General features: G+C 43.2%; 21 protein-coding genes. 7 read left to right on the top strand and 14 right to left on the bottom strand.

The genetic code is table 11. The features are described from left to right. Nucleotides 1-114: 114 nt before the first annotated feature. The 9 genes from BUC07_RS05990 to BUC07_RS05945 form a co-directional block, all read right to left on the bottom strand. Nucleotides 115-1,578 carry a TRAP transporter large permease gene (locus tag BUC07_RS05990; protein ID WP_073167175.1) on the bottom strand — a complete coding sequence of 488 codons (1,464 nt, stop codon included), beginning with the start codon at nt 1,576-1,578 and terminating at the stop codon, nt 115-117. 2 nt (nt 1,579-1,580) lie between these two features. After that, on the bottom strand, nt 1,581-2,069 hold the full coding sequence (locus BUC07_RS05985; RefSeq protein WP_073167172.1) for a TRAP transporter small permease: 489 nt from the start codon (nt 2,067-2,069) through the stop codon (nt 1,581-1,583). Nucleotides 2,070-2,080: 11 nt separating this feature from the next. Further along, nucleotides 2,081-3,064, bottom strand: a complete 984-nt coding sequence (locus tag BUC07_RS05980; protein WP_073167169.1) for a TRAP transporter substrate-binding protein — start codon at nt 3,062-3,064, stop codon at nt 2,081-2,083. 13 nt (nt 3,065-3,077) lie between these two features. Next, the gene (locus BUC07_RS05975; protein ID WP_073167166.1) at nt 3,078-3,746 is read right to left on the bottom strand and encodes a bifunctional 4-hydroxy-2-oxoglutarate aldolase/2-dehydro-3-deoxy-phosphogluconate aldolase; all 669 of its coding nucleotides are present in this window, start codon (nt 3,744-3,746) and stop codon (nt 3,078-3,080) included. Nucleotides 3,747-3,864: 118 nt separating this feature from the next. Beyond that, complete coding sequence (locus BUC07_RS05970) at nt 3,865-4,899, bottom strand: sugar kinase (protein WP_073167163.1); 1,035 nt, start codon at nt 4,897-4,899, stop codon at nt 3,865-3,867. Between the two features lie 80 nt (nt 4,900-4,979). Beyond that, the gene (gene uxaC / locus BUC07_RS05965) at nt 4,980-6,383 is read right to left on the bottom strand and encodes a glucuronate isomerase (RefSeq protein WP_073167159.1); all 1,404 of its coding nucleotides are present in this window, start codon (nt 6,381-6,383) and stop codon (nt 4,980-4,982) included. Between the two features lie 11 nt (nt 6,384-6,394). Beyond that, the gene (locus tag BUC07_RS05960) at nt 6,395-7,642 is read right to left on the bottom strand and encodes a tagaturonate epimerase family protein (RefSeq protein WP_073167512.1); all 1,248 of its coding nucleotides are present in this window, start codon (nt 7,640-7,642) and stop codon (nt 6,395-6,397) included. 537 nt (nt 7,643-8,179) lie between these two features. Further along, complete coding sequence (tnpA, locus tag BUC07_RS05950) at nt 8,180-8,614, bottom strand: IS200/IS605 family transposase (protein ID WP_073167151.1); 435 nt, start codon at nt 8,612-8,614, stop codon at nt 8,180-8,182. 280 nt (nt 8,615-8,894) lie between these two features. Then, nucleotides 8,895-9,941 carry a zinc-dependent alcohol dehydrogenase gene (locus BUC07_RS05945; RefSeq protein WP_073167147.1) on the bottom strand — a complete coding sequence of 349 codons (1,047 nt, stop codon included), beginning with the start codon at nt 9,939-9,941 and terminating at the stop codon, nt 8,895-8,897. A gap of 145 nt (nt 9,942-10,086) precedes the next feature. Between BUC07_RS05945 and BUC07_RS05940 the strand changes: the two genes are divergently transcribed. Further along, nucleotides 10,087-13,254 (top strand): beta-galactosidase, LacZ type, encoded by a 3,168-nt coding sequence (locus BUC07_RS05940; protein WP_073167508.1) that lies wholly within the window; start codon nt 10,087-10,089, stop codon nt 13,252-13,254. 77 nt (nt 13,255-13,331) lie between these two features. Here BUC07_RS05940 and BUC07_RS05935 read toward each other — a convergent pair whose 3' ends face one another. Genes BUC07_RS05935 through BUC07_RS05925 form a run of 3 tightly spaced genes read right to left on the bottom strand, consistent with a single transcriptional unit; the run spans nt 13,332 to nt 15,860 of the window. Next, a complete protein-coding gene (locus tag BUC07_RS05935; protein ID WP_073167143.1) occupies nt 13,332-13,724 on the bottom strand; it encodes a HEPN domain-containing protein in 393 nt (130 codons plus the stop codon). Next, complete coding sequence (locus tag BUC07_RS05930) at nt 13,721-14,041, bottom strand: nucleotidyltransferase domain-containing protein (RefSeq protein WP_073167140.1); 321 nt, start codon at nt 14,039-14,041, stop codon at nt 13,721-13,723. Before BUC07_RS05930 ends, BUC07_RS05935 begins: the two co-directional genes overlap by 4 nt. Before the next feature lie 25 nt (nt 14,042-14,066). Next, nucleotides 14,067-15,860, bottom strand: coding sequence for a right-handed parallel beta-helix repeat-containing protein (locus tag BUC07_RS05925; protein WP_175552475.1), 1,794 nt, complete (start codon nt 15,858-15,860; stop codon nt 14,067-14,069). 258 nt (nt 15,861-16,118) lie between these two features. Between BUC07_RS05925 and BUC07_RS05920 the strand changes: the two genes are divergently transcribed. The 3 genes from BUC07_RS05920 (at nt 16,119) to BUC07_RS05910 (ending at nt 20,638) form a co-directional block, all read left to right on the top strand. Further along, nucleotides 16,119-18,530 (top strand): alpha-ketoacid dehydrogenase subunit alpha/beta, encoded by a 2,412-nt coding sequence (locus BUC07_RS05920; protein ID WP_217652653.1) that lies wholly within the window; start codon nt 16,119-16,121, stop codon nt 18,528-18,530. Between the two features lie 223 nt (nt 18,531-18,753). Next, complete coding sequence (locus BUC07_RS05915; protein ID WP_073167130.1) at nt 18,754-19,548, top strand: SDR family NAD(P)-dependent oxidoreductase; 795 nt, start codon at nt 18,754-18,756, stop codon at nt 19,546-19,548. Nucleotides 19,549-19,570: 22 nt separating this feature from the next. After that, a complete protein-coding gene (locus BUC07_RS05910; protein ID WP_073167126.1) occupies nt 19,571-20,638 on the top strand; it encodes a VOC family protein in 1,068 nt (355 codons plus the stop codon). Here the strand turns inward: BUC07_RS05910 and BUC07_RS05905 are convergent, their stop codons facing one another. Then, a complete protein-coding gene (locus BUC07_RS05905) occupies nt 20,639-21,838 on the bottom strand; it encodes a serine hydrolase domain-containing protein (RefSeq protein WP_073167123.1) in 1,200 nt (399 codons plus the stop codon). It abuts the gene before it with no gap. 10 nt (nt 21,839-21,848) lie between these two features. Beyond that, nucleotides 21,849-23,177 carry an Omp85 family outer membrane protein gene (gene omp85 / locus BUC07_RS05900; protein ID WP_083578126.1) on the bottom strand — a complete coding sequence of 443 codons (1,329 nt, stop codon included), beginning with the start codon at nt 23,175-23,177 and terminating at the stop codon, nt 21,849-21,851. A gap of 237 nt (nt 23,178-23,414) precedes the next feature. On the opposite strand from omp85, the gene BUC07_RS05895 reads away from it, so the two are divergent. From BUC07_RS05895 to BUC07_RS21730, 3 genes are all read left to right on the top strand, one after another. Beyond that, on the top strand, nt 23,415-24,881 hold the full coding sequence (locus tag BUC07_RS05895; protein ID WP_073167116.1) for a Gfo/Idh/MocA family protein: 1,467 nt from the start codon (nt 23,415-23,417) through the stop codon (nt 24,879-24,881). A gap of 440 nt (nt 24,882-25,321) precedes the next feature. Continuing rightward, complete coding sequence (locus BUC07_RS05890) at nt 25,322-26,614, top strand: hypothetical protein (RefSeq protein ID WP_073167112.1); 1,293 nt, start codon at nt 25,322-25,324, stop codon at nt 26,612-26,614. A gap of 206 nt (nt 26,615-26,820) precedes the next feature. Then, a partial coding sequence (locus BUC07_RS21730) for an IS1/IS1595 family N-terminal zinc-binding domain-containing protein (RefSeq protein WP_449451351.1) occupies nt 26,821-26,932 on the top strand: 112 nt, incomplete at its 3' end.

The following is a 26,932-nucleotide window of genomic DNA, read 5'->3' as shown; positions in this document are numbered from 1 at the left end:
AGAAAAAAAATCAAACTCAGGAAGAAAATGAAAATAATAATCTTCCTGAGTCTAAAAGCGTTTAACAACCAGGCTGGCTGTTTCATACAAGTCTAAATTTAATTTCTCATTTGGTTAAAATCCAAATTTTGCCGGTAACCACATACTAATTTCGGGGAAATAGGTGACCAGCAACAGTACAATTACCATTGCAATAAACATAGGCAACAGCGGCTTAACCACCTTATCGATTCCCAAACCGGCCACACTGCAACCAATAAACAGTACTGAACCAACAGGCGGAGTACAAAGTCCCACACTCAGGTTCAGCACCATAATAATTCCAAAATGAATCGGATCGACCCCAATAGCTGTAACGATGGGTAAAAATATGGGTGTGAAAATCAGCACAGCAGGCGTCATATCCATAAAAACTCCCACAAAGAGGAGAAGCATATTAATGATTAGCAAAATCATAAACGGATTGCTCGTAAGCGCCAGTAACCCTTCGCTTACATTCTGCGGGATATTTTCGTAAGCCATAATCCACGACAACCCCATAGAAGAAGCCACAAGCAGCATAACAACACCGGTAGTTTTAACCGATCGTAAAATAATGTCGGGTAAATTTTTAAACGAAACCTGTTTGTAAATTACAGCAAGAATCAGCGAGTAAAGCACAGCAATGGCCGATGCCTCGGTGGCAGTAAAATATCCGGCTACAATACCTCCGATAACAATTACCAGCATCATCAGGCTGGGAATGGCATCAAGGAATTTCCGGGTGCCGTCCAGCGCTTTTTCTTTGTGTTTTATGGTTCGCACAACCACCCAGGCAGCTAATGCAGCTAAAATGACAAAAAGAAATATGCGGTTAACTGTGGGCGAAAAATTAGCCTTCGAAAATGAAACTCCCTGATAAGCAAGAACCAGAAAAACACCAATTGCAGAAACAACACCCAGGGTTTTAAGTGCAGCTTTTAATCCTTTCCGTTTGTATATGAGCATGGTGACAGCTGTGATGATAATCCCGATTCCCGTAAGAAACCCCGGCAAATAACCGGCAAGGAACAGCGCGGTAATTGAAACACCACCACTGGCAAGGGAATAAACAATGAGCACATTGCTGGGCGGAATGGATAACCCGGTTGTTGCTGAAGTGATATTCACAGCAGCGCTAAAATTTTCGGGGTAACCTTCTCTTTTCATTTCGGGTTGCATGATGCTGCCGATAGCTGAAGCAGAAGCAGCAGCCGAACCTGAAATAGCTCCAAACAGCATGTTTGCCAGCACATTCACCATTGCTACTCCTCCGGGAATGCCTCCAACGAGCACCCGGGCAAAATCAATGAGCCGGATGGCAATCCCCCCGCTGTTCATTATATTTCCTGCGAGAATAAAAAAGGGAATGGCCAGCAGGGCAAAACTGTCGAGGCCGGTGCCCATCCGCTGTGCAAAGGTGGTAAGTGCCGGAATGACATCCACACTCACCAGCATGGTAAGAATACCGGAAATACCTATACTGAAACCAATTGGAACTCCGATTACCAAAAGGATTATAAAACTGACGACCAGTACAATTACTTCAAAAAATTCCATAGTTAGTTCGTTTTAGGGTTTCGGTTTTCTTTAATTTGGTTCATTATATTATCTATATCAAAATAGGCGATTAAAATCCCGCTGATGGGCAACACGAGGTAAACAATACCGAGCGGCATTCCCAGTGCCGAGGATTTTACATCAAGGTAAAACCGTGTATATGAAAGCCAGGTTCCACCGATGATAAAAACAGCAATTGAAAATAGTATCACCAGAATACTGATAATCATCTCCAGTTTGAATTTACGCGCAGGGGAGCTGCGTTGAATGAGCAGGTCGATGGCCAGGTGTTCGCGTTTGCCTGCAACATAAGCAGTGCCCAAAACACCAACCCAAATCAACAGGTAACCGGCAAGTTCGTCGGTAAAATTACTCGGCGAATTCATCACATACCGGCTGGTCACCTGCCACAATACGTCAATCACAAGAACACTCATAAAAAATACGAGTACCCATTCCAAAATTTTTTCTATTCTGTTTCGTAATGTCATAATATCTGATTTTATTCAACTGCCTGAATGCGTTGTATATAAGAATAAATAGCCTCATTACTGCGGTAGCTCTCGAGCAGGGGCTGTACTTTTTCAATAAATGGTTCTTTGTCGGGATAGTTGATTTCAACGCCCGCCTTTTGCACTTCTTCCAGCGATTTCTTTTCCGAGGCTGCCCATAATTCCCTTTCCAGCACTGCCGATTCGTCGGCTGCCTGCTGAATCCATTCTTGTTCCTGTTCGGTTAATTTATCCCATACAAATTGGCTGATAACAAGTACATCGGGAATGGTGGTATGCTCGTCAAGCGAATAGTATTTGCAAACTTCGTAGTGCCGCGAAGTATAAAGGCTTGGCGGATTATTTTCTGCACCGTCAACCACACCGCTTTGCAGGGCCGTGTAAAGTTCGCCCCACGAAATTGGTGTAGCTGATCCACCAAGCGCTTTCACCATTTCCATGGCCGTTATACTGCGCATAACCCGTATTTTTAGTCCCGCCAAATCATCGGGATGGGTAATGGGTTTCGATTTGGTATAAAAACTTCTGGCACCGGCATCGTAATAAGTCAGGCCACGAATCCATTTGTCCTTGGTGCTGAGCAGCAAATCTTTCCCAATATCGCCATCCATCACTTTAAACAGGTGATCTTTCGAGCGGAAAATATAAGGCAACCCGAACACTTTATATTCGTCGGCAAAACTTTCCATTACCGCTGCCGAGACTTTTGTAATGGCCAGACTACCAATCTGAACCAGTTCAACACATTGCTGTTCAGAACCAAGTTGCCCCGAAGGATAAACATCAATTTTAAGTTTTCCATCCGATAGTTCTTCGGCTCGCTGTGCCATAAACATCATTGCTTCGTGCACAGGGTGATCGGTGGGCAATCCGTGCGCCAGCTTCAGCTCGGTTTTATTGGAGGGCCCCATACAGGAAAATGCTGTCAATAAAAATACCACTCCGGTTAGTTTCAATAATTTTTTATAATTCATTATACTAATTGGTTTATTTGTATTTTCTGATGATTTCAAGTACTTCTTCACATTTTTTTGTAATGGCAGCATAATTTTCTTCTGCCAATACTTTTTTGGAAAATAACTTTGATCCCATTCCCACGCAGGCAACGCCGGCTTCAAACCAGCTTTTCAGATTTTCTTCATCGGGTGCTACCCCACCGGTTGGCATAATGCTGGTCCACGGCATGGGGCCTTTTACAGCTTTCACAAATCCGGGGCCTCCAACCTGCGCCCCCGGAAAGATTTTCACAATTTCGGCTCCCAGTTCATGTGCTCTTCCAATTTCAGTAGCTGTAGCGCAACCAGGGCTCCAGGCAATTTTCCGTTTGTTACAGACCCGCGCGGTTGCTTCGTCGGTCAGTGGCGAAACTATAAAATTGGCCCCCAGTGCAATATACATGGCAGCGGTTCCCTCATCCACCACTGAGCCTACACCCATAATCAAATCGGGATAGTGCTGAATGGCCCATTTGTTTAGTTCAGCAAAAATAAGGGTTGCAAAGTCTCCGCGATTGGTGAATTCAAACACACGAACTCCGCCATCGTAACAGGCTTTGACAACCTTTTTGCATACCTCAGGATCGGCATTGTAAAATACCGGAACCATCCCGGTTTCCTTCATTTTTTGTGTTACTTCTATTCTGGTAAATCTGGCCATAATTAAGCCCCCTCTATCTCCCCCTAAGGAGGAGAACTGGCGGGACAACCAGTTTTTTAAAATATTAAAATTCAAAATTCAAACAATTCCCCTCCTTTGGAGGGGCCAGGGGAGGCTTTCATCTCGCTACTCTTCCTGACGCATCTCCGCTCATAAGTTTTTCCACTTCATCAACCGTTACCTGGTTAAAATCGCCGTAAACGGTGTGTTTCAGACAGGATGCGGCCACTGCAAAGTCCAGCGCTTTCTGGTCATCGTTGTAGGTGAGGAGTCCGTAAATCAAACCACCCATAAACGAGTCGCCGCCTCCTACCCTGTCCACAATGTGGGTAATATCGTAAGTGGGCGCTTCAACTAATTTCTTTCCGTCCCAAAGTACACCCGACCAGGTGTTGTGATTGGCATTTACCGACCCCCGCAGCGTGGTAATCACTTTTTTGCAGCGTGGAAAACGTTCCATAATCTGTTTTGAAACTGACTCGTAGGCTGCAGCTAAAACCTGTCCTCCGGTTACATCCACACCTTCGGGTTTTATGCCCAGTACTTTTTCGGCATCTTCTTCATTTCCGAGAATTATATCAGTACCGGCAACCAGTTCAGGCATTACTTCTTCTGCTGATTTGCCATATTTCCAGAGTTTTTTCCGGTAGTTCAAATCGCAGGAAACAGTGATTCCATTTTCGTTGGCTTTTTTGATGGCTTCCAGGCAAACATCCGCTGCTCCCTGCGAAATAGCCGGTGTTATTCCCGTCCAGTGAAACCAGTCGGCTCCTTCAAAAACTTTGTCCCAGGCAATCATTCCGGGTTCAATTTCAGACACAGCAGAATGTGCACGATCGTAAACCACTTTGCTTCCCCTGCTGACTGCCCCGGTTTCCAGAAAATAAATTCCGAGCCGCTCGCCGCCCCAAACAATTTTGTCGGTCACCACACCCTGTTTGCGTAAATCCATCATGCAGGCGCGACCAATATCGTTTTCGGGCAGCCGGGTAACAAAATCAACTGGTATTCCGTAATTGGCGAGCGAAACGGCCACGTTGGCTTCTCCCCCGCCAAAAGTGGCTGTAAGCTCCGCAGCCTGGGAGAAACGTAAATAACCGGGCGTTGCCAGCCGCAACATAATTTCGCCGAAAGTAACTACTTTATTCTTCATAAAATTTTATTTTTGCAATCGATTGCAAAATACTCATTCTTTTAAAAACAGAAAAGAAATAGGAACCAAATAGGAACCTTTTATTTAAAATTAAAATAGTTGCGCGCGTTGTTGAAACAGACATCTTCCACCATCTGGCCCAACATTTTCATATCGTTTGGTAATTCGCCGTTTTCCACATCGTTTCCGATTAAATTACACAGTGTGCGCCGGAAATATTCGTGGCGTGTGTACGAAAGGAAACTGCGCGAATCGGTTAACATTCCCACAAAACGACTCAACAAGCCAAGGTTTGAAAGTGCATTTATCTGCTTTTCCATTCCGTCTTTTTGGTCGAGGAACCACCAGCCCGAGCCAAACTGCATTTTTCCGGGAACTGTGCCGTCCTGGAAGTTTCCAATCATGGTGGCAATTAGCTCATTGTCGCGTGGGTTCAGGTTATAAACAATGGTTTTCGATAACTGATCGTTTTGATCCAGACGGTCGAGTAATTTGGAAAGCGGTCGTGCTATTTCGAAATCACCAATGGAATCGAAGCCGGTATCGGGGCCCAGTTTATTGAAAAGCCGTGTGTTATTGTTTCGCAGTGCACCAATGTGAAACTGCTGTGTCCAGCCGCGTGAATGGTCCATGATTCCGAGTTCATACAACATGCACGATTTAAACTTGAGAATTTCGGTTTCTGTTAAATCGGCACCGTAGCGCACTTTGCTGAAAACATCAATAATTTCGCGTTCAGTGTAATCCTCCGCATGGGCGGTTTCCAGTCCATGATCCGACAAACGGCATCCGTTTTCATGAAAAAACTGATGACGGCTGTCCAGCGCATCCATCAAATCTTCAAAAGTATTAATTTCTATACCTGAAACCTTTTCCAGCTTATCAATGTAGTTATTGTACGCTTCGGGGTTTTCAACTGCCATCGCTTTGTCGGGCCGCCAGGCAGGCAGCACTTTCACTTCAAAACCGCTGGCTTTAATCTGCCGGTGATATTCCAGCGAATCAACCGGGTCATCAGTTGTACAAATGGTATGTACATTGGCCATCCGGATGATATTCCGCACTGAATATTCGGGTGTTTGCAATTTGGTATTGCACTCGTCCCAAATTTCTTTTGCCGTTTCCGGGCTTAACATTTTTTCAATTCCGAAGAACTTTTTCAGCTCAAGATGCGTCCAGTGATAAAGCGGATTCCGCAACGTAAAGGGAACAGTTTCTGCCCATTTTTCAAACTTTTCCCAATCGGATGCACCGCTGGTACAAAAATGTTCGTCCACGCCGTTGGTGCGCATGGCCCGCCATTTGTAATGGTCGCCGTACAACCAGATTTGGGTTAGGTTTTCAAATTGCTTGTCCTCTGCAATTTCTTTGGGTGAAATGTGACAGTGGTAATCGAAAATCGGCATTTTGGCCGCATGGTTGTGATAGATTTTCTGCGCCGTTTCCGTTTGCAGCAGAAAGTTTTCATCCATAAATTTTTTCATCGCTTATTTTTTTAAAGGTCGAATAATCTTTTCAGGTGACGTTCATAAATATTTTCTTCAACACATTCACCAATAATTTCGGCATTTTTCTTCAAAAGATCAGTAAAATCATCTCCCATTTCAGCAGCCACTTTGTAACCTACATGAATGAGTTGTCTGAAATTGGGATTATAATCGGGATGGCCGGGAATGTGACGCAGCGTACTGGCGAATTTTTCGCCGATCCAGTCGTTTACCTCAGTTGTTGTTGGCAATTCATTGTCTTTAATATCAATCACATCAGCATAAGGTCCGCATAATTCATCTTTGCGCAACCGGGCATTTTCATAAATGCTTTTAGCTGCTTCCAGTCCTTCCCCGCCCGAAATGGCCAGTCCAATAACTTCTTCGAGCCAGGTTGTTCCGGCAGTTTTCACATGCAGTCCCTTGTCATACTTTTTAATAATTTCTGCCATTATCGGGTAAATTGAAAACTTATCGGAACCGGAATGGATGCTCAATTTTAAATCTTCCGGAAGGCCGAATTCATTCACCGCATAATCGATTACCAAAACATCTTCTTCAAATTCTTTGGCAAACTGATCCAAATCACCCACATAGTCAACTCCTTTGTTGAATCGTCCCGTAAATTTGGGAGCAATGGTTTGCGCAGGAATCCTTTCATCGGCTATCATTTTCAGGATAAAAAACAGCTCAAGCGGTGTCTGAGGCGACTCCACCTCATCCATGGAAACTTCGGTAATGAAATTTCCTTTTCCTTTGGTTCCTTCGATGTGGCGGTAAATTTTCCCGGCTTCTTTAATGGCTGCTAGAAATTTGGCAGCCACAGAATCCAGCAACTCCTCATTAATTTCAATGAGATTAGCGAGCCCCGGAACAGCCACTTCACTTCCCAGGTTTTTGCACGATTCTTTAAATTTCGCCACATCGGCAGGTGCGGGTTCATTTCCAATATAAGCAGCCACATCGAGCGTAAAAAAGTTGGCATGCAAAATAAACCGGTCCACATTCGACAAATTGATGTGATCAGCATCCACAAAATAAGGTTTCTCCCAGTTGAGGGCTTTTACTGCTTCATCTGCTTCAATACGAGTTCCTTCAGGTTCGGAATGCACAATGTTGTGTTCGCGATTTGATTTATTCCATACAGGTGTTACATCCACCCCGTTTTTATTGGCTTTTATCAGCGCCTTCAGCTGAGCCTGGCCTTCGTGGTTAAAGCGGTCGCCAACCCCGAAACTGTATTTTCCCAATTGCATAATATTGTTTTTATTAGATTTAAAATCAAGTAAAAAATGTTTTCCGTGTACGAACACGAAAATAGAGATATATTTTCTGGCACCAAAAATTATTTTGCTGTTGTACAATCATTTTTTAAAAATTATATCAGGGAAACAGCTCCATACAGGCCCACGAGGAATATTGCAATGCAACTTACCCAAAGCGCCACATCGTAAAATTTTGATGATTCAAGGCCAAATTGTTTTTGCCGGTACCTGAAATGCAATCCGGCATAAGAAGTTAAGAATCATATGGAGAAAATGCCTCCCAACTATCTGCTGCCAGCCGGCTTAAGCCGGCTGTTTCTTCATTCATTTTATTTTCGGAATCACCAGGCTGAAGCCTGGAGTTCATTTTATTCGATTCCCAATATATCTAACGCATTATTAACCAAAGCATATTTTACTCATTTGGATCAGGTCGAAAACCAGCGCCAGGCTTCAGCCTGGTGGAAAGAAAAAGCCTACCACTGCTTCCTGCCAGCCGGCTTAAGCCGGCTTTTTATAAAACCTGACTCAATCATCAAAAAATCCATAATTTCGTTTCCATTCATTGTATTCCTCCTCAAATGATTTGCGCCTGTGATGTTCATCCTGATTTCGAATATACTTTTTTAACACGTCAATTTGCGATGCACTTACTGAAAAAGCTCCGTATCCTCTTTGCCATGAGAACTTTCCCTGAACTAATTTTTGATCATTTATCCAATGCGATGATGCCCCTTTAACTTTTTGAACAAAATCAGACAAGCACAAATTTGCAGGTAAGTCTATCAGCAAATGAATGTGCTCAGATTGAACGTTTATTGCCAAAACAGAACTTTTCATTTCATTCGATTTTTCAATCAATAAATCTTTTAATTTAATTTTGGAATTGGATTGAAATACGCTCAACCTTTCTTTTACAGCCCATGTAATATGGAGGTAATTTCTGACAAATGAGTGTAACATGGTTTGATGTTATTTAAAGCCGGCTTAAGCCGGCTGGTTCTTCATTTTATATTCTTTCGGAATCACCAGGCTGAAGCCTGGAGCTCATTTTATTCGATTTCCAATTTAGTATAGCTGGTGAAAACAAGATTCTTTTTTTTATCAAATTATATTCTTCTGAAGATATTCAATCCAGCGACAGATCATTTCGAAAAACATGTCAAACGACTCCTCAAAACCAGCGCCAGGCTTTAGCCTGGTGAAGAAAATGCCTGCCAACTGTCTGCTGCCAGCCGGCTTTTTACTGAAAATCAAGCAACACCTTCAAATAGTTCTCTTTCTCTTTTTGAAGCAATTCAAATGCCTGCTGAATTTGTGAACCCGGCATCACTTTCGAAATCAGTGCATCCGGTTTCAGGTCGCCGGAGTTCAGGTGTTCCAGCACTTCCGAAAATTCACCATGACTGACACGTGATGTGATAATCTGGCCTTCTTTCCAAATCAACTCTTTAAAAACCACAGGTGCCGGTTCGTCGCTCAATCCTAAAACACATACTTTTCCGCCACCGCGCAAACTTTGTATTGCACTGCGAACAGGGTGATGAATTCCTTCAATTTCTTCAGCATGACCAACTGCTTCAAATGCGATATCCACTCCATTTCCACCGGTGTGTTTTTTAATCACATCCACCGGATTTTCTTTTCGGGGATTAATTCCGATTACATTTTCATTGTATTTTTCAGCAATTTCCAAACGGTTTTCCAGCGGATCAACCATAAAAATAGTTCCATCAGTTTTGGTGCGCGCAGCCTGCAAAATCACCTGTCCTACCCTGCCGGCTCCCCAAATAGCCAGCACATCTCCTTCACTGGTTTTTGCGCGGTTATTGGCATGAAACCCGATTCCGTAAATCTCGACCAAAGCCACATGCTCGTCAGGTAAATGTGGTGCCGCTTTAAACAACATGTGCGGTGGAACAGAAATGTACTCGGCAAAACCGCCGTCCATATCAACGCCCAGCAATTTCAGGCTCGTGCATGCCGGATAATGGCCACGTTTGCAAGCCGGGCACTCGCCACACCAGATAATCGGGTCGATGGCCACTTTTTCCCCTTCTTCAAACCCGGAAACTCCATCGCCCACTTCGGCTACAACACCTCCCATTTCGTGGCCGGGAATAAACGGTACGGGAGTTCGCGGATGAAAATCGCCGGGAAAAATATGCATATCTGTTCCACAAATACTGGCAAATTTAATACGTACCAAAACCTCTCCGGCCTTAACTTCAGGGGTTTCAACTTCTTTCCACACAAAATGATTGTAAGATTCTAAAACAGCAGCTTTCATAATCAGTGTTTTTTAACTTCAAAATCCCAAAATACAATTAATTTTAGCAAAAAAATACCTCGGGCTAATAATGAATTCTTTAAAAAAATTACTTTTGAAAAAAATTAAGAACACTTTGCATTTTTTTGAAATAAATTTTAAACCGATGAAAAAATTACAACTTATCGCGTGGTTAATTCTCACGCTTGCTTTTGGAACACTTCCCGCAACGGCACAAGAAAAAATCCCCGACTGGGAAAATCCGGCCATGTTCAACCAAAACAAAGAGAAACCTCGGACCTTTTTAATTCCTTTTCGCAGTGTGGACGAAGCACTCAGTCAGGATAAAAAACAGTCGGTTTTCTACAAAAGCCTGAATGGAATGTGGAAATTCAACTGGGTACGCAAGCCCGCCGACCGGCCGGTTGATTTTTATAAACCCGATTACGATGTTTCGGCCTGGGATGAAATTTCGGTGCCATCCAACTGGGAAATTCAGGGATACGGAATTCCCATTTACGTAAACCACCAGTACGAATTTGCCGATTACAAAGCCCCGGTTTCGGATGAGATTGAGTTCGTTGATGATATTTATCCGGCAAACCCCGGAAATGTTCCCGATGATTACAACCCGGTTGGTTCATACCGCCGAACGTTTACCGTTCCCGAAAGCTGGGACGGACGGCAGGTTTTCATTCAGTTTGGCGCCGTAAAATCGGCGTTTTACCTTTGGATAAATGGCGAAAAAGTGGGCTACAGCCAGGGAAGCAAAACTCCGGCTGAATGGGACATCACCGAATATTTACAGGAAGGTGAAAATGTATTGGCTGCCGAAGTATTTCGCTGGTCGGATGGTTCATACCTCGAGTGCCAGGATTTCTGGCGCATCAGCGGGATTGAGCGCGACGTATTTATTTATTCTTCGCCAGAAGTACGCATTCGCGATTTTTTCGCCACAACCGACCTCGATGCGGCATACAAAAATGCGAACCTGCAACTGGAAGTGGACTTAAAAAATCACACCGACCGTTTACGTTCGGGCAATTACCAGGTTGCATTTCAGCTTTACGATGAAAACCAGGAGTTGGTCACCGAAGAGTCACAGGATGCAAACATTAACCGGAAAAAAGAATTGCAACTTTCATTTTCAGAAGAAATTCTCAATCCTAAAAAATGGACGGCCGAAACGCCCAATCTTTACACCCTCGTTATCATTCTGAAAAATGAAGACGGCGAAACGGTCGAAACAGTGAGTCACCGCATCGGTTTCCGGGAAATTGAAATCAACAATACGCTTTTCACTGTGAATGGAGTTCCGGTTCTGATAAAAGGCGTAAACCGCCACGAACACAACCAGTACACCGGGCATGTGATTTCTGAAGAGCAGATGATTCAGGAAATCAAATTGATGAAACAGCACAACATCAATGCAGTGCGTAACAGCCACTACCCGGCTCACGAGCGGTTTTACGAGCTGTGCGATGAATACGGTTTGTACGTTACCGACGAAGCCAACATCGAGTCGCACGGCATGTACTACGGCGACCATTCGCTGGCGAAAAAACCGGAATGGACTGCAGCACATGTCGACCGCATGATGCGTATGGTAGAACGCACAAAAAACCATCCTTCGGTAGTGGTTTGGTCCATGGGCAACGAAGCCGGCGATGGTGTTGTTTTCACCGCCGGTTACAAAGCCATCAAAGAGCGCGATCCATCACGCCCCATTCACTACGAACGCGCCATTATGGACGACAATACTGATATTTTCTGCCCACAATACCCGGGCGTAAGTACACTTAAAAACTATGCTTCAGAACGTCGTCCAAAAACCATGATTGCCAGCGAATACTCACATGCCATGGGCAACAGCAACGGCAATCTGGTGGATTTGTGGGAAGTGATTTACCGCGAAGGAAACGACCAGCTTCAGGGTGGTTACATTTGGGACTGGATTGACCAGGCGCTGGTAAAAACCGACGAAAACGGCACGGAATTCTGGGCCTACGGCGGCGATTACGGTGAAGGAATGCCAAGCGACGAAAATTTTGTTTGTAACGGAATAATTTCAGCCGACCTGACACTTCACCCTGCCATGCAGGAAGTGAAATATGTTTATCAGTATGTTCGTTTTGAGGAAGTTCAGAACGGTTACAAAATCTTCAATTTCCACGATTTTATTGATTTAAGCGATTACGAAATCAGCTGGACCGTTTCAGGAAATGGCGAAAAAATGTACGCCGGTGTATTGGAAAATTTCAATATTGAGCCACAATCCAGCCGGATAATCAATCCACCCTATCCCAATTTTACACCGGAACCAGGCGTAGAATATTTCATCGATTTCTCGGTGAAACTGAAAGACGACAAACCATTCCGACCGGCAGGATTTGAAGTGGCACAAGATCAGTTTGAATTCGAAATGTATGTTCAGGAAAAAACTGAAACCCCTGAATACGATGCACTTCAGCTTACAGAAAACGGAAACATGCTGGAAGTTACCGGTATAAATTTTACCATTCAGTTTGATAAAAATGCCGGCACGTTGGCTTCTTACGAAATAAACGGAATGGAATTGCTGCAAAAAGGGCCACAGGTAAATTTCTGGCGCCCGCCAAACGACAACGACAAGGGCAGCAACATGGTTGGCCGTTTGGGAATCTGGCGCGAAGTGACCAACAAAGTCGCACCTTCTTCTGTAGAAAGTTCGCAGCCCGAACCGGGGAAAGTAATAATTGCAACTCATTTCAACCACGAAAAAGTGAGTTCGGCACAAACAGTCAACTATACCATTACTGGTAACGGAAATATTTCAATAAATACAAAACTTGCGGTTGGCAACGACGAACTGCCCGATCTGCCGCGTTTTGGCCTGAAATGGGAACTGCCGGTGAATTTTGATAACCTGGAATATTTTGGTCGCGGGCCGCACGAAAACTATGTGGACCGGAACCGCAGTGCGTTTGTGGGCAACTATTCCGGAAAAGTGGCCGACCAGTATTTTAAATATGTTCGTCCGCAGGAAAACGGCTACAAAACCGAAACACGCTGGTTTGAACTGCGAAACGAAAACGGCCTGGGAATCCGCGTTTCAGGGAAACCGCTGGTTGGATTTTCGGCACTGCACAATCCCATCGAAGATTTCGACATGATTGATGGCAATGACTACCGCCACACCAACGACATTGTGAAAAAAGACGGCGTGTTTGTCAACTGCGATTTGAAAATGATGGGCGTGGCCGGCGACAATTCGTGGGGCGCACGGCCCTACCCGCAATACGCTGTTCCGGCAAAAGATTATGAATTTGAATTTACGATTCAGCCGGTGTTTTAACACATAATCTAATAAAACAGGCATGATCAATTATTCTCCATTAGGATAATTTCTCATGCCTGTTTTACAAAAATTAGTTATTCATTTAAAAGCTTCTTAACCTCACCAACTAACCTTTCGGAATAGGGAAATAAACGCAAAACCGTTTCTTCATCATAATCAAAAAAATCGTTGTAATCCCCTTTATGTCGTTTTTCCGAAAGTTCAGTGAAATGTTTTGCCAAATCCCTATCAATCTTTCCTGTTCTTACAAAATATTCACCGAATTTTTGTCTCACACCGGAATGACTGGAAACTTCGATCTTTTCTTTTGTCAACAAGGCACTAATCGCATAAAAACAAGCGTAATACATCCTGTTTATAGCTGTATTCCAAAATTTGTTTTCAATGTGAACCGCAACCTCCCGGATGGTTTCATCGGCCCGTTTAATTCGATAATTTATATAATCTTCAGGCTGATATTCGTTCATAACAAAATACCTTCTTTCATTACATTTTGGTAAAAAGGAGTAATCCGGTATTTGGTTTTCCATTCTTTTTCACTGTAAACCATGGGGCTTATAACTTCTCCAGTATCGAATTCAAGATCAAACAAAGGATAAGTTACTTTTCTTTCCTCTTCGGAAGTAATTTTATCCTTATCCAGCAAAATCAATAAATCCCAGTCCGATTCCCGCGTTTCTGTTCCGCGTGATCTGGAACCATACAGATAAATTTTTGCAGAAGGCTCCCGTTCTTTTACAATCTGTTTTATCTGCTTTAGTATTTTACTTTTCGCCTTTTTCATACATCAAATATAATTAAAAAGCATATTATTCCCATTCTTCAATCGCTTTCTCCAATGCTTCCGGGTAATTCTCATCTCCCTGATGATAAACTTTGTTCTTCACTTTTTTTATGTCTGCTTCTTCGGTTGTGTTGTAGCGAATGGGCGGATTATCTTCGGTGCAAAACAGGTAATTTTCTTTCACCAGGTTTGTGGTGGCCCGGTGAAAACGCAGCGGTGATTTGGCGATGTTGTAAATCAGGTTTTCGGCCACTACCACGTCTGTGGTTCCCTCATCCAGAAACATCCCGTTGCTTTCGGCACGACCGGCATTTATTTGTACATCATGAATGCGATTTCCAATCAGTTTGCTTCCCGGTTGCAAACCAAGCATGTAAATCCCGCCGCCGTCGCTGAGTGTTTGCATGATATGATGAATGTGATTGCCCTCGATTGTATTGTCGCGGCAGGGCGTGGGTTGCGGATTCCACATCCAGCCAATTGAAACCCCGGTGTAGGGCAAATCATAAATTTCATTGTTTCTGATGGTAGTTTCTGCGGTCAGCCCGCACCAAATTCCCACAGCGCCAAAAAACTGTGCGCCGCAATCTATTATTTTACAGTTCGAGATTAAGTTCCCAAGCGCCACCTGTTCCGGTGCTGCTTCGTACCATGTTTCACCGTCAATTTTACGGTCGCGACCTTCGCCAATCATGATGCCGTTTCCCGAAATATCGAAAAAAGAAGAATTCTCGATGCGACAATTCTTTGCCCCGGTTCCAAACCAAACTCCTGAACCACCCAAATTTTCAAATGTGCAATTGCTGAAGCTACAGTTTTCAGTCCAGACTGCTTTTACAGCAGCCGGAACCACCGACCACCCCATTTGTGAAGAATGACTATCAAAATGACAGGCCTGCACTCCAGCGTATCCTTTTTCAGGTATTTTCCAGGCACTGTGTTTAAATGAAATGCCTTCAAAATGAACGTTTTTCAGAGGCTTATTTTCATTTCCGGTCAGTTTTATTATTCCTTCTGAAACTGGTACGAAAATGTTCAAATCATTTGGGTTCAAATCATCAGGAAGTTGCAGAAAAACTGTTCGGGATTTTTCATCAAAGTACCATTCGTAATCGTTATCCAGAAATACTTTTGAATTTTCGAGAAAGTAGCGGGGATCAGGCTCCCAGTTATCGAGGTTGAAAAACGCAGGATTCCGGGCTCCAATTGAATCCACTGCAGTTAGTTTGTTTTGTTCCTCATCAATCTCATCAACCTGAATTCGGGAAACAGACCAGTCGTGAAGCAAAACCAATTCCGGTAAATCCGACTCTTTGGTAATGGGAAAATCTCCTTCATCAAAATAAAAATGAGTCCGGCGGTCGTCACCCACTTTTTTCACTCTCAGGTAACCGTTATTCGGGTGCCGGGCACGAATCAGTCTTTTCTTATACATAAAAAGTTCCCTTATTTTCTCCGGGCCGGAAACTTCAGCTTCCCACAGCCCATCTGAGTTTTCAATCCAGCCTGTCACTTTTTTTCCACCAGAAATCAGCGGTTTTTCCTCTTCGGCAACCGACCTAAAATATAAATGACCGTTTCCGATTTTCAACTCAGCAGAATTCAATTCCAAAGGATTTGTAATGACATAATCTCCGGCATTCAGCCAGATGAAACAATCATCATTTTTGTTTTGCTGAAAAAACTCCTGCGCTGCCGTTACTGCCCTGGTCACCGTTTTGAAAGGCTTTTGCCGGGTTCCTGAATATTCATCGTTCCCTTCAATTGCCACATAAAATTCAACAGAAAATACCGACAGATTACCAAAAGATAAAATCATTAACAGCATTGCAGTTTTGAAAAAACAGGATTTACACATGGTTTCGCATTTTGATTCAGATTTCTAAAATATAGAATTTAAACGAAGGAATCCTTTGATAACTGAAAAATTCCAGGACAAAATCAGCCAAAACTCCCGGAATAATTTGAAATACTCACTACCACCGCGAAGGATTGAGGCGCTTAAACAAATCTTTGCCGGAAATGTTATTTCGTTAAGATTACAAGACCAAAATGTCTTAAATAAAAAAGTATGTACTTGGAAAAACCAGAAATTACCACAACAGCCCAAACCACTACCGGAGCTGCGCTAAAAGACTACTATCTGGCTAATTTAAGCCGGCAACTAAGTATTCTGGGACGCCGCGAAGTTCACAACGGAAGGGCACACTTCGGAATATTCGGCGATGGCAAAGAGATTGTTCAGCTGGCTTATGTCAAAGCATTTAAAAAAGGCGATTGGCGCTCGGGATACTACCGCGACCAGACTTTTATGCTGGCACTTGGATTGCTGAAACCCGAAGAATTCTTTGCCATGATATACGGCGATACCGATGATGAAATGAACCCCTCCACCGGAGGACGAAATTTCAACAATCACTTTTCCACTCCCAACATTGATAAAAACGGCGAAATAAAGAACCTCTCCGAACAATATAACTCAGCTGCTGACATCTCTTCAACCGGTGGTCAAATGCCCCGGCTTCTCGGTTTGGCGCAGGCTTCAAAAATTGTCAGGGAAAATCCCGAAATGAAAAAGCACCTGAAAAATAATGTTACCGGCAATGAAGTTGCTTTTGGTAGCATCGGCGATGCCAGTACTTCGGAAGGGATGTTTTTTGAAACCATCAATGCTGCTGCTGTTATGCAGGTACCAATGGCTGTTGCGGTTTATGACGATGGCTACGGTATCAGTGTCCCGGTGGAACTGCAAACTGCCAAAGCAAGTATTTCTGAAGCATTGAAAGGGTTTCAGAAAGAAAAAAACACAAACGGAATAAAAATATTTACCTGCAAAGGCTGGGATTATCCGGCCCTGGTGGATACTTTCTCGGAAGGAATAGATTACTGCCGCAAAGAGCAGATTCCGGTGCTGTTTCACATTCAGGAACTCACGCAGCCACAAGGTCATTCTACCTCTGGTTCGCACGAACGCTACAAAAGCAAAGAGCGGCTGGAATGGGAAAAAGAATATGACGGGCTCAACCAGTTCCGAAAATGGTTGCTTGAATCGGGAAAAGCAGATGTGGAAACCATTACTGAAATTGAGAAAGAAGCACTAAAAAAAGCCAAAGAAGCCAAACAAGAAGCCTGGGAAAATTACACATCAGGTGTTCATGCCAGTTCTCCCAAACTTGAAAAAATAGTTCAAAATGTAAAAAACCTTTCAGAAGGAAAAATTGATAAACTGGATGACTTGGATGAGGTAAAACAAAGAATATTTCCCACACGCAGAAAATATTTAACGTTTGCCAAGCGCCTGTTTTTCGAGCTACATGGAAACGAAAAACTAAATGATGAAAGAGAAAAACTAAGGAACTGGATAGCTGAATTTGAAGGACAAAGTTTTGATTTTTACAACCGGCAATTAACCCGCGAGAATCAGGATTCTGCGGTAAAAGTTACCTCTTCACCCGTTAAATATGATGACGATTCAGCGGAAGTTAACGGTGCTGAAATTATCAATTCCAATTTTAAAGTACTGTTCCAAAAATACCCGAACCTGGTAACTTTTGGTCAGGATACCGGGATGCTGGGTGATGTAAACCAGGGAATGAAAGGCATGCAGAAAAAATACGGTGCCCACCGTGTTTCCGATGCCGGTATCAGGGAAACAACAATAATTGGTCAGGGCGTTGGATTAGCCATGCGTGGATTCAGGCCCATTGCCGAAATTCAATACCTCGATTACCTGATTTATGCACACTCCACACTCAGCGACGATTTAGCCACGCTGCAATACCGTACTAAAGGGAAACAAGCGGCTCCGGTAATCGTCCGCACGCGGGGGCATCAGTTGCAGGGAATGTGGCATGCCGGTTCACCCATGCAAATGTTGCTGGGCTCGCTGCGAGGAATGCATTTGTGCGTTCCTCGAAATATGACACAGGCCGCTGGAATGTACAACACACTCCTCGAAGCAAACGACCCGGCACTGGTTATCGAGCCGTTGAAAGGATATAATGTAAAAGAAAAATTGCCGGCTAATCCAGGCGAATACAGAGTGCCAGTGGGGGTTCCTGAAATTTTAAAGGAAGGGTCCGACGTAACTATTGTAACTTATGGCTGGAATGCCCACCATGCAATAAAAACTGCGGGGTTACTCCAGAAGCTGAAAGGCATTTCGGCTGAAGTAATTGACGTTCAAACACTCATGCCTTTCGATGTTAACCACATCATTCTGGAATCAATTAAAAAAACCAATAAAGTAGTTTTTGTTGATGAAGATGTGCCGGGGGGTGCCACGGCTTACATGATGCAAAATGTGATGGAAGAACAAAAGGCTTATGATTACCTCGATACGGCACCGCGCACGCTTCCGGCAATGGCACACAAACCCGCCTACGGAATAGATGGGGAATATTTTTCAAAACCAAATGTGGAAAAACTTTTTGCAATCATTTATGAAATGATGCACGATGTGGATATAAAGAAATATACAGTTTTATAATTTTTTCCTGACACATCCAATAATTTTAAGCTGAAATAAAAGGCTGTCTTTTAAAAAAAAGATGGCCTTTTTTTAATTATCAGATGTAATTTTCAAGGCACCATAAACAGTATATTTTTGATTACAAAATCCGAATCGATATAAAAAGTTCAACTTTTTTATAGGCTGAACATTTCAATTGGCTTTTGAATATTATCTTCGCAGACATTGAACCGAACAGGTTATGGATTTTTCAAACAAAATTATATGGATAACAGGAGCTTCCTCGGGAATAGGGAAAGCTACCGCCATGGAGCTTTCCAAAAAGAAGGTTCATTTAATTCTTTCTGGAAGAAATGAGGAAGCGTTAACTAAGGTGGCCGTTTTTTGCCAAAAGAATGGCAGCTCTGCAAAAGTAATCCCGTTCGATTTAGGCAACGAAGAAGCTGTAGCATTGGCAGCCCAAAAAGTTTTGGCAGAAGAAAATAAAATCGATGCGCTTTACCATTTTGGAGGCATCAGCCAAAGGTCGTTAGTGAGTGAAACATCCACAGCCGTTGATCGGAAAATTTTTGAAGTGAATTTTTTTGGCACCGTTGCCCTTACCAAAGCAATATTACCCGCTATGATTGCAAACGGAGGCGGACAAATAGCGGTAACATCGAGTATTGTGGGAAAATTCGGGTTCCCGTACCGATCAGCTTATTCTGCTTCAAAACATGCACTTCATGGTTTTTTTGAAAGCCTCAGGGCCGAAAATGCGGCTAACAACATCCGGGTTTCAATTATTATTCCCGGTCGCATAAAAACAAATATTTCGGTTAATGCGCTCGAAAAGGACGGAGCAGCACACGGAAAAATGGATAAAGGTCAGGAGAAAGGAAAACCGGCCGACGAAAGTGCAAAAGTTATTTGCCGGAAACTGAAAAAAGAACGAAAAGAAATACTGGTTGGCGGAACAGAACTGATTATGGTGCATATCCGCCGGTTTTTTCCACGAATTTATTATTATTTGTCGTCAAAGGTTGAACCTTTGTAAAAAACTCAAAATCAAAAGTAAGATGTCAGTAAAAATTAACGGGATTCAGCAGTTGGGTGTAGGTGTTGAAAATTTACAAAAGGCCTGGAAATGGTATCGCGAGCATTTCTCCATGGATATCCGCATGTTTGAAGATGTGGCCACAGCCGAACTCATGCTTCCGCACACAGGAGGTAAACCACGCGAACGGCATGCGGTGCTGGCGCTCAATATGCAGGGCGGCGGCGGATTTGAAATATGGCAACACAAAGGGAAAAAACCGGAACGGCCCGGTTTTGAAATCCAGATGGGCGACCTGGGCATTAACATCGGGAAACTGAAAACCGACAATATTAATAAAGCATACCAGAAATTTTCGGCTGAAAAACTGAATATTCTGGGTGACATTGCAAAAGACCCGGCAGGAAATGAACATTTCTACCTGAAAGACAATTTGGGCAACTTATGGGAGGTAAAGCATGAGCACGAAGTTTTCAGGCGCGAAAAATCGGTGAACGGCGGAGTGCTGGGAGCTGTAATAGGTGTAGAGAATTTGGATGAAAGTCTGAAAGTTTACCGCGATATTTTAAAGTACGATAAGGTTGTTTACGACAAAACTGACTCTTTTGCTGATTTTGCAGTTTTACCCGGCGGCAACGGACAATTCAGGCGTGTACTGCTCAAACACTCCGATGTGAAAAATGGTGCTTTCAGCCCGTTTTTCGGCTCATCGTATATTGAGCTGGTACAGGCACTCGACCGCCACCCCCGAAATATTTATGAAGGTCGGATTTGGGGCGACCCCGGGTTCATCCACATTTGTTACGACATAAACGGCATGGACGAGTTCCGCGAAAAAGTAAAACAGGCCGGATTTCCTTTTACAGTTGACAGTGCCCGCGATTCAGACAGTTTCGACATGGGCGAGGCTGCAGGTAATTTTGCCTATATTCAGGCTCCCGAAGGTACACTAATTGAGTTCGTGGAAACCCATAAAATACCTATCCTGAAAAAAATTGGCTGGTTTGTGGATTTCCGTAAACGTGGCCACCATCCGCTGCCCAACTGGCTGCTGAAAATGTTCCGGTTTAAGCGGGTGAAGGACAAGTAATCAATCCGTTACCGCCCTGTCCACTATCGACTTAAATTCATTGGCATACGTATAATCAGCGGGCATTAACTGTGCACCGGTAATCACTATCATATCGTTTTCAGGATTTATCCAGAATTTGGTGGAAGCAGCACCTGCCCAGCCGTATTCACCGGTTTCAGGATCATAACTTCCGCCCAGGCCATAACCCTTATCCCCTTCGTACCTGACTCCATCAGGCAATTGATCCGATAGTATCAACTGAGCAGTAGATTCTTCGATTATTCGTTTTCCATTCAGTTCTCCCCCATTCAAAAGCATCTTGCTGAACTGAAGGTAATCGTCCATGGTGGAAACCAATCCGCCGCCACCCGAGAACAGTGTAACTGGCTGCATAAATGCCATGCTCATGCCACCTTCCGCATTTTTTAAATTTCCCGATTGCACCGCATGTAATGCCGAAAGCCGGTCATGTTTTTCTTTGGGCGCATAAAAACCGGTGTCGTCCATTCCAAGTGGTTCAAAAATTTGAGTTTTCAGGTATTCATCAAACGGCATTCCCGACAAAACTTCAACGAGATAACCTGCCACATCAATTGAAAGACCGTATTCCCAAGTTGTTCCGGGCTGATGTTTTAAAGGCAATGAAGCCATAATTTTCACCTTTTCGCCAATGGTACCTTCCCAGCCGCCAGCGCCGGATACACGGTACAGCGAATCGACGTATGCATTCTGATCCCAGCCATACGGAATTCCGGAGGTGTGCGTTAGCAGATGCCGGATTGTCATTTCTTCCTGCTGTGGTTCAAGTGTTTTGGTTTCAGAATTGTACACTTTGGTTGCTGCAAATTCAGGAATATAGGTGGAAACTTTGTCGTCGAGCTTAAACTTACCCTCATCGTACAATGTCATTAAAGCCACCGCGGTAATGGGTTTTGTCATCGAAAAAATCCGAAATATGGTATTGTCCTCCATTGGCTTTTGCGCCTCCAGATCGGCAAAACCAAAATTTTCGCGATAAACCGTTTCGCCATCTTTATAAATTAATGCCGAAATACCTGCCAGTTTCCCGCTGTCGATGTATTCCTGCATTTTTTCACCTGCCAGTTCCAGTGTATCCACCGAAAGGCCATTTACTTCTGAGTTCACATTTGTGGAGCACGAAAACTGAATGAGCACAGCGCTCATCAAAACAATAAAGGTTGAGAAAAAATTCTTCATAAGTTATAGTTTAAAAAAGGTAGTTTAGTCCAATGTATAATCCCGAATCTCCGTCGCGTTCGTCGGCAGCAAAACCGTAATCCACAGCAATTACAAAATTCTGGTTCATGGCAATGCGCAGTCCGGCGCCGTAGGAATAGTGCATCGCTTCAGCACCACGATCGAAATAATCAGATTTTAAATCACCATATACATTCGTTAATGTGGTATCTATTTTCTTTGTAACTCTTCCAAAATCCATAAATCCGTTCAACCCCAGGTAAAAATTATTATTTATAAACTGAAACCGGGCGAATTTCCAACGGGCTTCCACATTTCCGTAGAAAAACCCGTCGCCCACAATCCGGTTCCGGCGAATACCGCGTAACGATTTTGCTCCGCCGAGTCCTTCGGAACTGGCGCCTTTCAAAACAGAAGTAATCACCTGTGTTTGGTAATAAAACGGTGTATGTCCGGCAACCGTTGTTTGGTAAGACAAGCGATAAACCAGCGACAAATCTTTGGGCACTAGCGTGAAATACTGTCGGTGTGTAAGGTTGAATTTTACGAAACCGCTTTCGGCACCCAGAAATTCGGGGGCTCCAACCAAAACAGCTTCGGTCCAGATTCCCTTCATGGGATTGGGTTTGTTGTCGCGCGTGTCGTAAACCAAACCGGCTTTGAGTGTGGGCACAAACCCGCCGTCAGCTTCATCTTCGGGTATAATACTCCATTCATCCCTGTACTTTTCATAAAGGCCGGGTTGTTCCGCGAGCGGGGGTAATTTTTCCGCATCGTCTTTTCCATCGTTTAATTTGTCGATATCCACCGAGCCCACCGAAAAATTCAACAAATTTATGCCGGCAGCCCAGCGAAAATTGCTTTCTGAAAAATTGCCCTGCAAATCCACTTTAAACCGAAACAGTCGCCGGTCGTATTTGTAAAACATGCGGCTTTTATACTCTTCTTCTTCGTCGTCAATCCAGTTCGGGTTAACCACTGCATCATAACCGTTAAAACCATAAAAATCGTAAGCCTGGTCCGAAAGATAACTGATATCAACCGAAGTTTGCAGCCCCTCAATCAACTTATCCGAATCGTAGTAAAACCGGTTAATTCCGCTGCCTTTTGTAAAACGCGACACCTCAAAATAGAGTGAATGATCGTAGTTGGGATAACGGCTGCCATCGCCATAATTGTATAAATTTACCAACGCTCCATACTGAAATCCCAAATCGGTATCGAAGGTAATGGTTGGCAAAGCACCAAAATTCCATCCTGTTTTTGTAACATCTTCCTGCGACCAGGCATAAAAAGAGATGAGGAAAATGCTCAACAAAAGAGAAAAAAACTTCTTCATAAAGCTTGATTTAGTGAGAATTGCATAACTTTACCTGTTATGAAACTGATAACATAATTAGTAAAAAAGTAAATATAATTTCAGCAAACTAATATAGAAAAAATAACAGTGGATTTTAACTTTCTGAAAAATTCAGTTGATTATGAAATATAAATTTGTATTTTTAAACTTTTCAATATATGTCGATAGACTTTTGAAATAAATTTAAAACTAAAATCAATAGTAACACGTGTTAAGATGAAAACAAACAGGAGAAAATTTTTCCAGATTGCCGGCGTTGCGGGAGCCGGGATGCTTTCAGGAGGATTAGCATCATGCAGCCGCGAAAGCAATGGAAGCGGTGAATCGTCCCTTTCAACCATCAAAGAATCAGTAAATAAGTCGCATCCGCAACAGTTTAATATGAGCGGATATGCAGCACCTAAACTCGAAACAGTTCGAATAGGTTTTATTGGTCTGGGCAACAGAGGTCCCGGGGCAGTAGAACGGATGTCGAATATTGAAGGGGTAAAAATTACCGCATTGTGCGACAAAAATCCGGCGGGTGTTGAGCGGGGCCAGCAAATTCTGGAGAAACACGGTCTGCCAAAAGCAAAGGAATATACTGACAGTGAAGAGGCCTGGAAAGAGCTGTGTGAAAGTCCGGATGTGGATTTGGTTTACATTGCCACCCCCTGGGATTTGCATACCCCCATGTGCGTTTATGCCATGGAAAGCGGGAAACATGCGGCCACCGAAGTACCGGCTGCCGGCACGGTAGAAGAAGCCTGGCAGTTGGTAGAAACATCGGAACGGACCAAAAAGCATTGCATGATGCTGGAAAACTGTTGTTACGATTTCTTTGAACTTCTTACATTAAATATGGCCCGCCAGGGTTTCTTTGGCGAAATTGTGCACACAGAAGGCGCTTATATTCACGATCTACTGCAAAATAATTTCGGAAAAGGTTCCTATTCTGATATGTGGCGCCTGAAGGAAAACCAGCAACGCAACGGTAACCTCTACCCTACTCACGGCTTGGGCCCTGTTTGCCAGGTTCTGAACGTGAACCGGGGCGATAAAATGGATTACCTAACTTCTATGTCAACCGACGATTTCCAGATGGGAAAAATGGCGGCTGAACTTGCAAATGAAGATGGTTTTTATGAATCTTTTGCCACCGACAGTTACCGCGGAAATATGAACACAACAACCATCCGCACCAACAAAGGCAAAACCATTATGATTCAACACGATGTAACCAGCCCGCGTCCGTATTCAAGAATACACCTTGTGAGCGGTACCGAGGGGATTGCACGCAAATATCCTACCCCGGGTAAAATTGCCAAAGGACACAGTTGGTTCAGCGATGATGAAATGAAAGTACTTGAAGAACAATACACACCTGAAATTGTAAAACTAGTTGGCGAGATGGCCCGTAAAGTTGGTGGCCACGGCGGCATGGACTTTATTATGGACTGGCGCTTGATTGATTGCCTGCGCAATGGTATTCCACTCGACCAGGATGTTTACGATGCAGCGCTGTGGAGCGTAGTTGGGCCACTCAGCGAATGGTCGGTTGCCAACCGTTCCGATTCAATTGATGTACCTGATTTTACAAACGGGGCGTGGAAAACCAACGAGCCTGTTGATATTGAACTCAATCGTGGCGGTACAACCGGAGTAAAAGTTACAGCCGAAGCTGAAAGCCAGCTTGACGTATAAATTCATTTAGTCATAGTCTCACTCAGAGTGAGACTATGACTTTATTTATTCCCCTACTTATACATATCACTAAATAGCTTCTGAAACAGCATAGCAGTAATGCCCAGCAATTTATTTACTTATTCCAGTTCAATAAAAATATTATATCGGTACAGAAAGTTCAAAATTTAAGTCTTCTGAGGATACTTTTTCCGACCAATTTCGGTTACCTTGGTTTTGTTATAATTATCAACTTTAATATCCGATTCTTCCAATTTCCCAAATCACAATCCTTTATTCTCAAATTCGATATTATCAAATATTAAATCGACGACATCCCTTTCGCCTTTTCAGTAATAATAAGATTTAGAATCGTAATTTTGTAACGTCTTATCAGGCAAACAGAAAAAACCAGAAAGTTGAAATCAAATAACTTTAAACCTGGGAGGCATTTTTGATAAATGAAAAAATCAATTTTAGTTGTTTTTATTTTTTACATTCTCCAAATTTCATCGGGATTTTCAGAGATGAATGCGCAGGTAGCGGAGGTTGACACTACTGTGTGGAATTCCTCCGGGGAAGATTTAAAGGCCCCTCTTATTTACCTTGACTGTCGCAGGTGTGATTTTGACCTAATCCGCACCGATATGACATTTGTTAATTATGTACGCGACCCCGAACTGGCCGATATACATGTATTTGTAACCGATGAAGAAACCGGGGGAGGCAGCAGGGAATACCAGTTCAGCTTTATTGGGAAAAGGAATTTTGAAGGGCAGGAACATACATTGAAACATATTATTGACCGGGATGCCACGCTTGATGAACGACGCAATGCCCTTAAAAAATATGTAAAAATGGGGATTGTATCGTTTATCTTAAAAACACCGTTGGGCACGCAATTCAATATTGAGTATGAAGGGTCCGGGGCTAATCAGTCGCTACAGGAAGTTTCAGATCCCTGGAATAACTGGGTTCTTGAGGCATACATTGGCCGGGTGAGTTTCGATTTGGAATCGAATCAGAGTGAGCTGAATTCGAGGTGGGGCATTTTTGCCGACCGGGTTACTGATGAATGGAAATTACGCATCAGGCCCTACTTTAATTATGGCAGGATAAAAATACAAACAACTGAAAATGAAGACCCCGTAATTAGCGAACAACGCCGCCACGGGCTCGACAGTTATGCCATAAAGAGTTTGAATGACCACTGGTCGGCTGGAATTTTTGGCGATTACCTTACGCATAACGGACGTAACATCAGGCACGAAATTATGCTCAGCCCCGGTATTGAATACAGCATCTTCCCCTACGAAGTTGCCACCAGGCGATCCATTACATTTTCTTACCAAATTGGTTATGGTTATGTTGATTATTTTGAGGAAACCATTTATAACAAAACCACTGAAAACCTGTTCAACCATAAAATTGAGGGGCGAATTAATATTCAGCAACCCTGGGGAAATATTGAAACGGGTTTGGAGGGATCGCATTACCTGCACGATTTTGCCCGGCGACGCATCGAATTTTATGGCCAAACTTCGGTTAGGTTATTTGAAGGGTTCTCGCTTACATTTCAGGCCGAGTACGATGTAATTCAGGATCAGTTATCACTTCCCAAAGGAGAGGCTTCTCTTGAAGAAGTACTGCTGAAACAACGGGAGCTGGCCACCGACTTTTCTTTTTCCACTTCAATAGCTGTTACTTATACATTTGGTTCACAGTATGCAAATATTGTAAACACCCGATTTTAAAAAAGTCTCCCACGAATTCTTTCAAAAATTTTATTGTGCCAGATTAACAAAACATTTGTTTTTGAATAAAATCATAATTAATTTAGGCCGAAAAAATAAACCAAAGTAGAATATAAATATTATTTGTACTAAAAAAATGGGCATTGTTAATTTAGTATAGTTTTTTTTTGTATATTTGGATAATTATTAACCTATTATTAATCAATATGAATAGTTGTCCAAAATGTAAAAGCCAGAATTTTCGTAAAGATGGTATAGTTAAACAAAGGCAAAGATATTTTTGCAAGGATTGCGGCCACCACTTTACAGTTGAGCAGG

It is taken from the genome of Tangfeifania diversioriginum (assembly GCF_900141875.1).
GTDB classification, from domain to species: domain Bacteria; phylum Bacteroidota; class Bacteroidia; order Bacteroidales; family Prolixibacteraceae; genus Tangfeifania; species Tangfeifania diversioriginum.
Note: the sequence above shows the minus strand (reverse complement) of the source record. Positions and strands in the feature narration are given on the sequence as shown.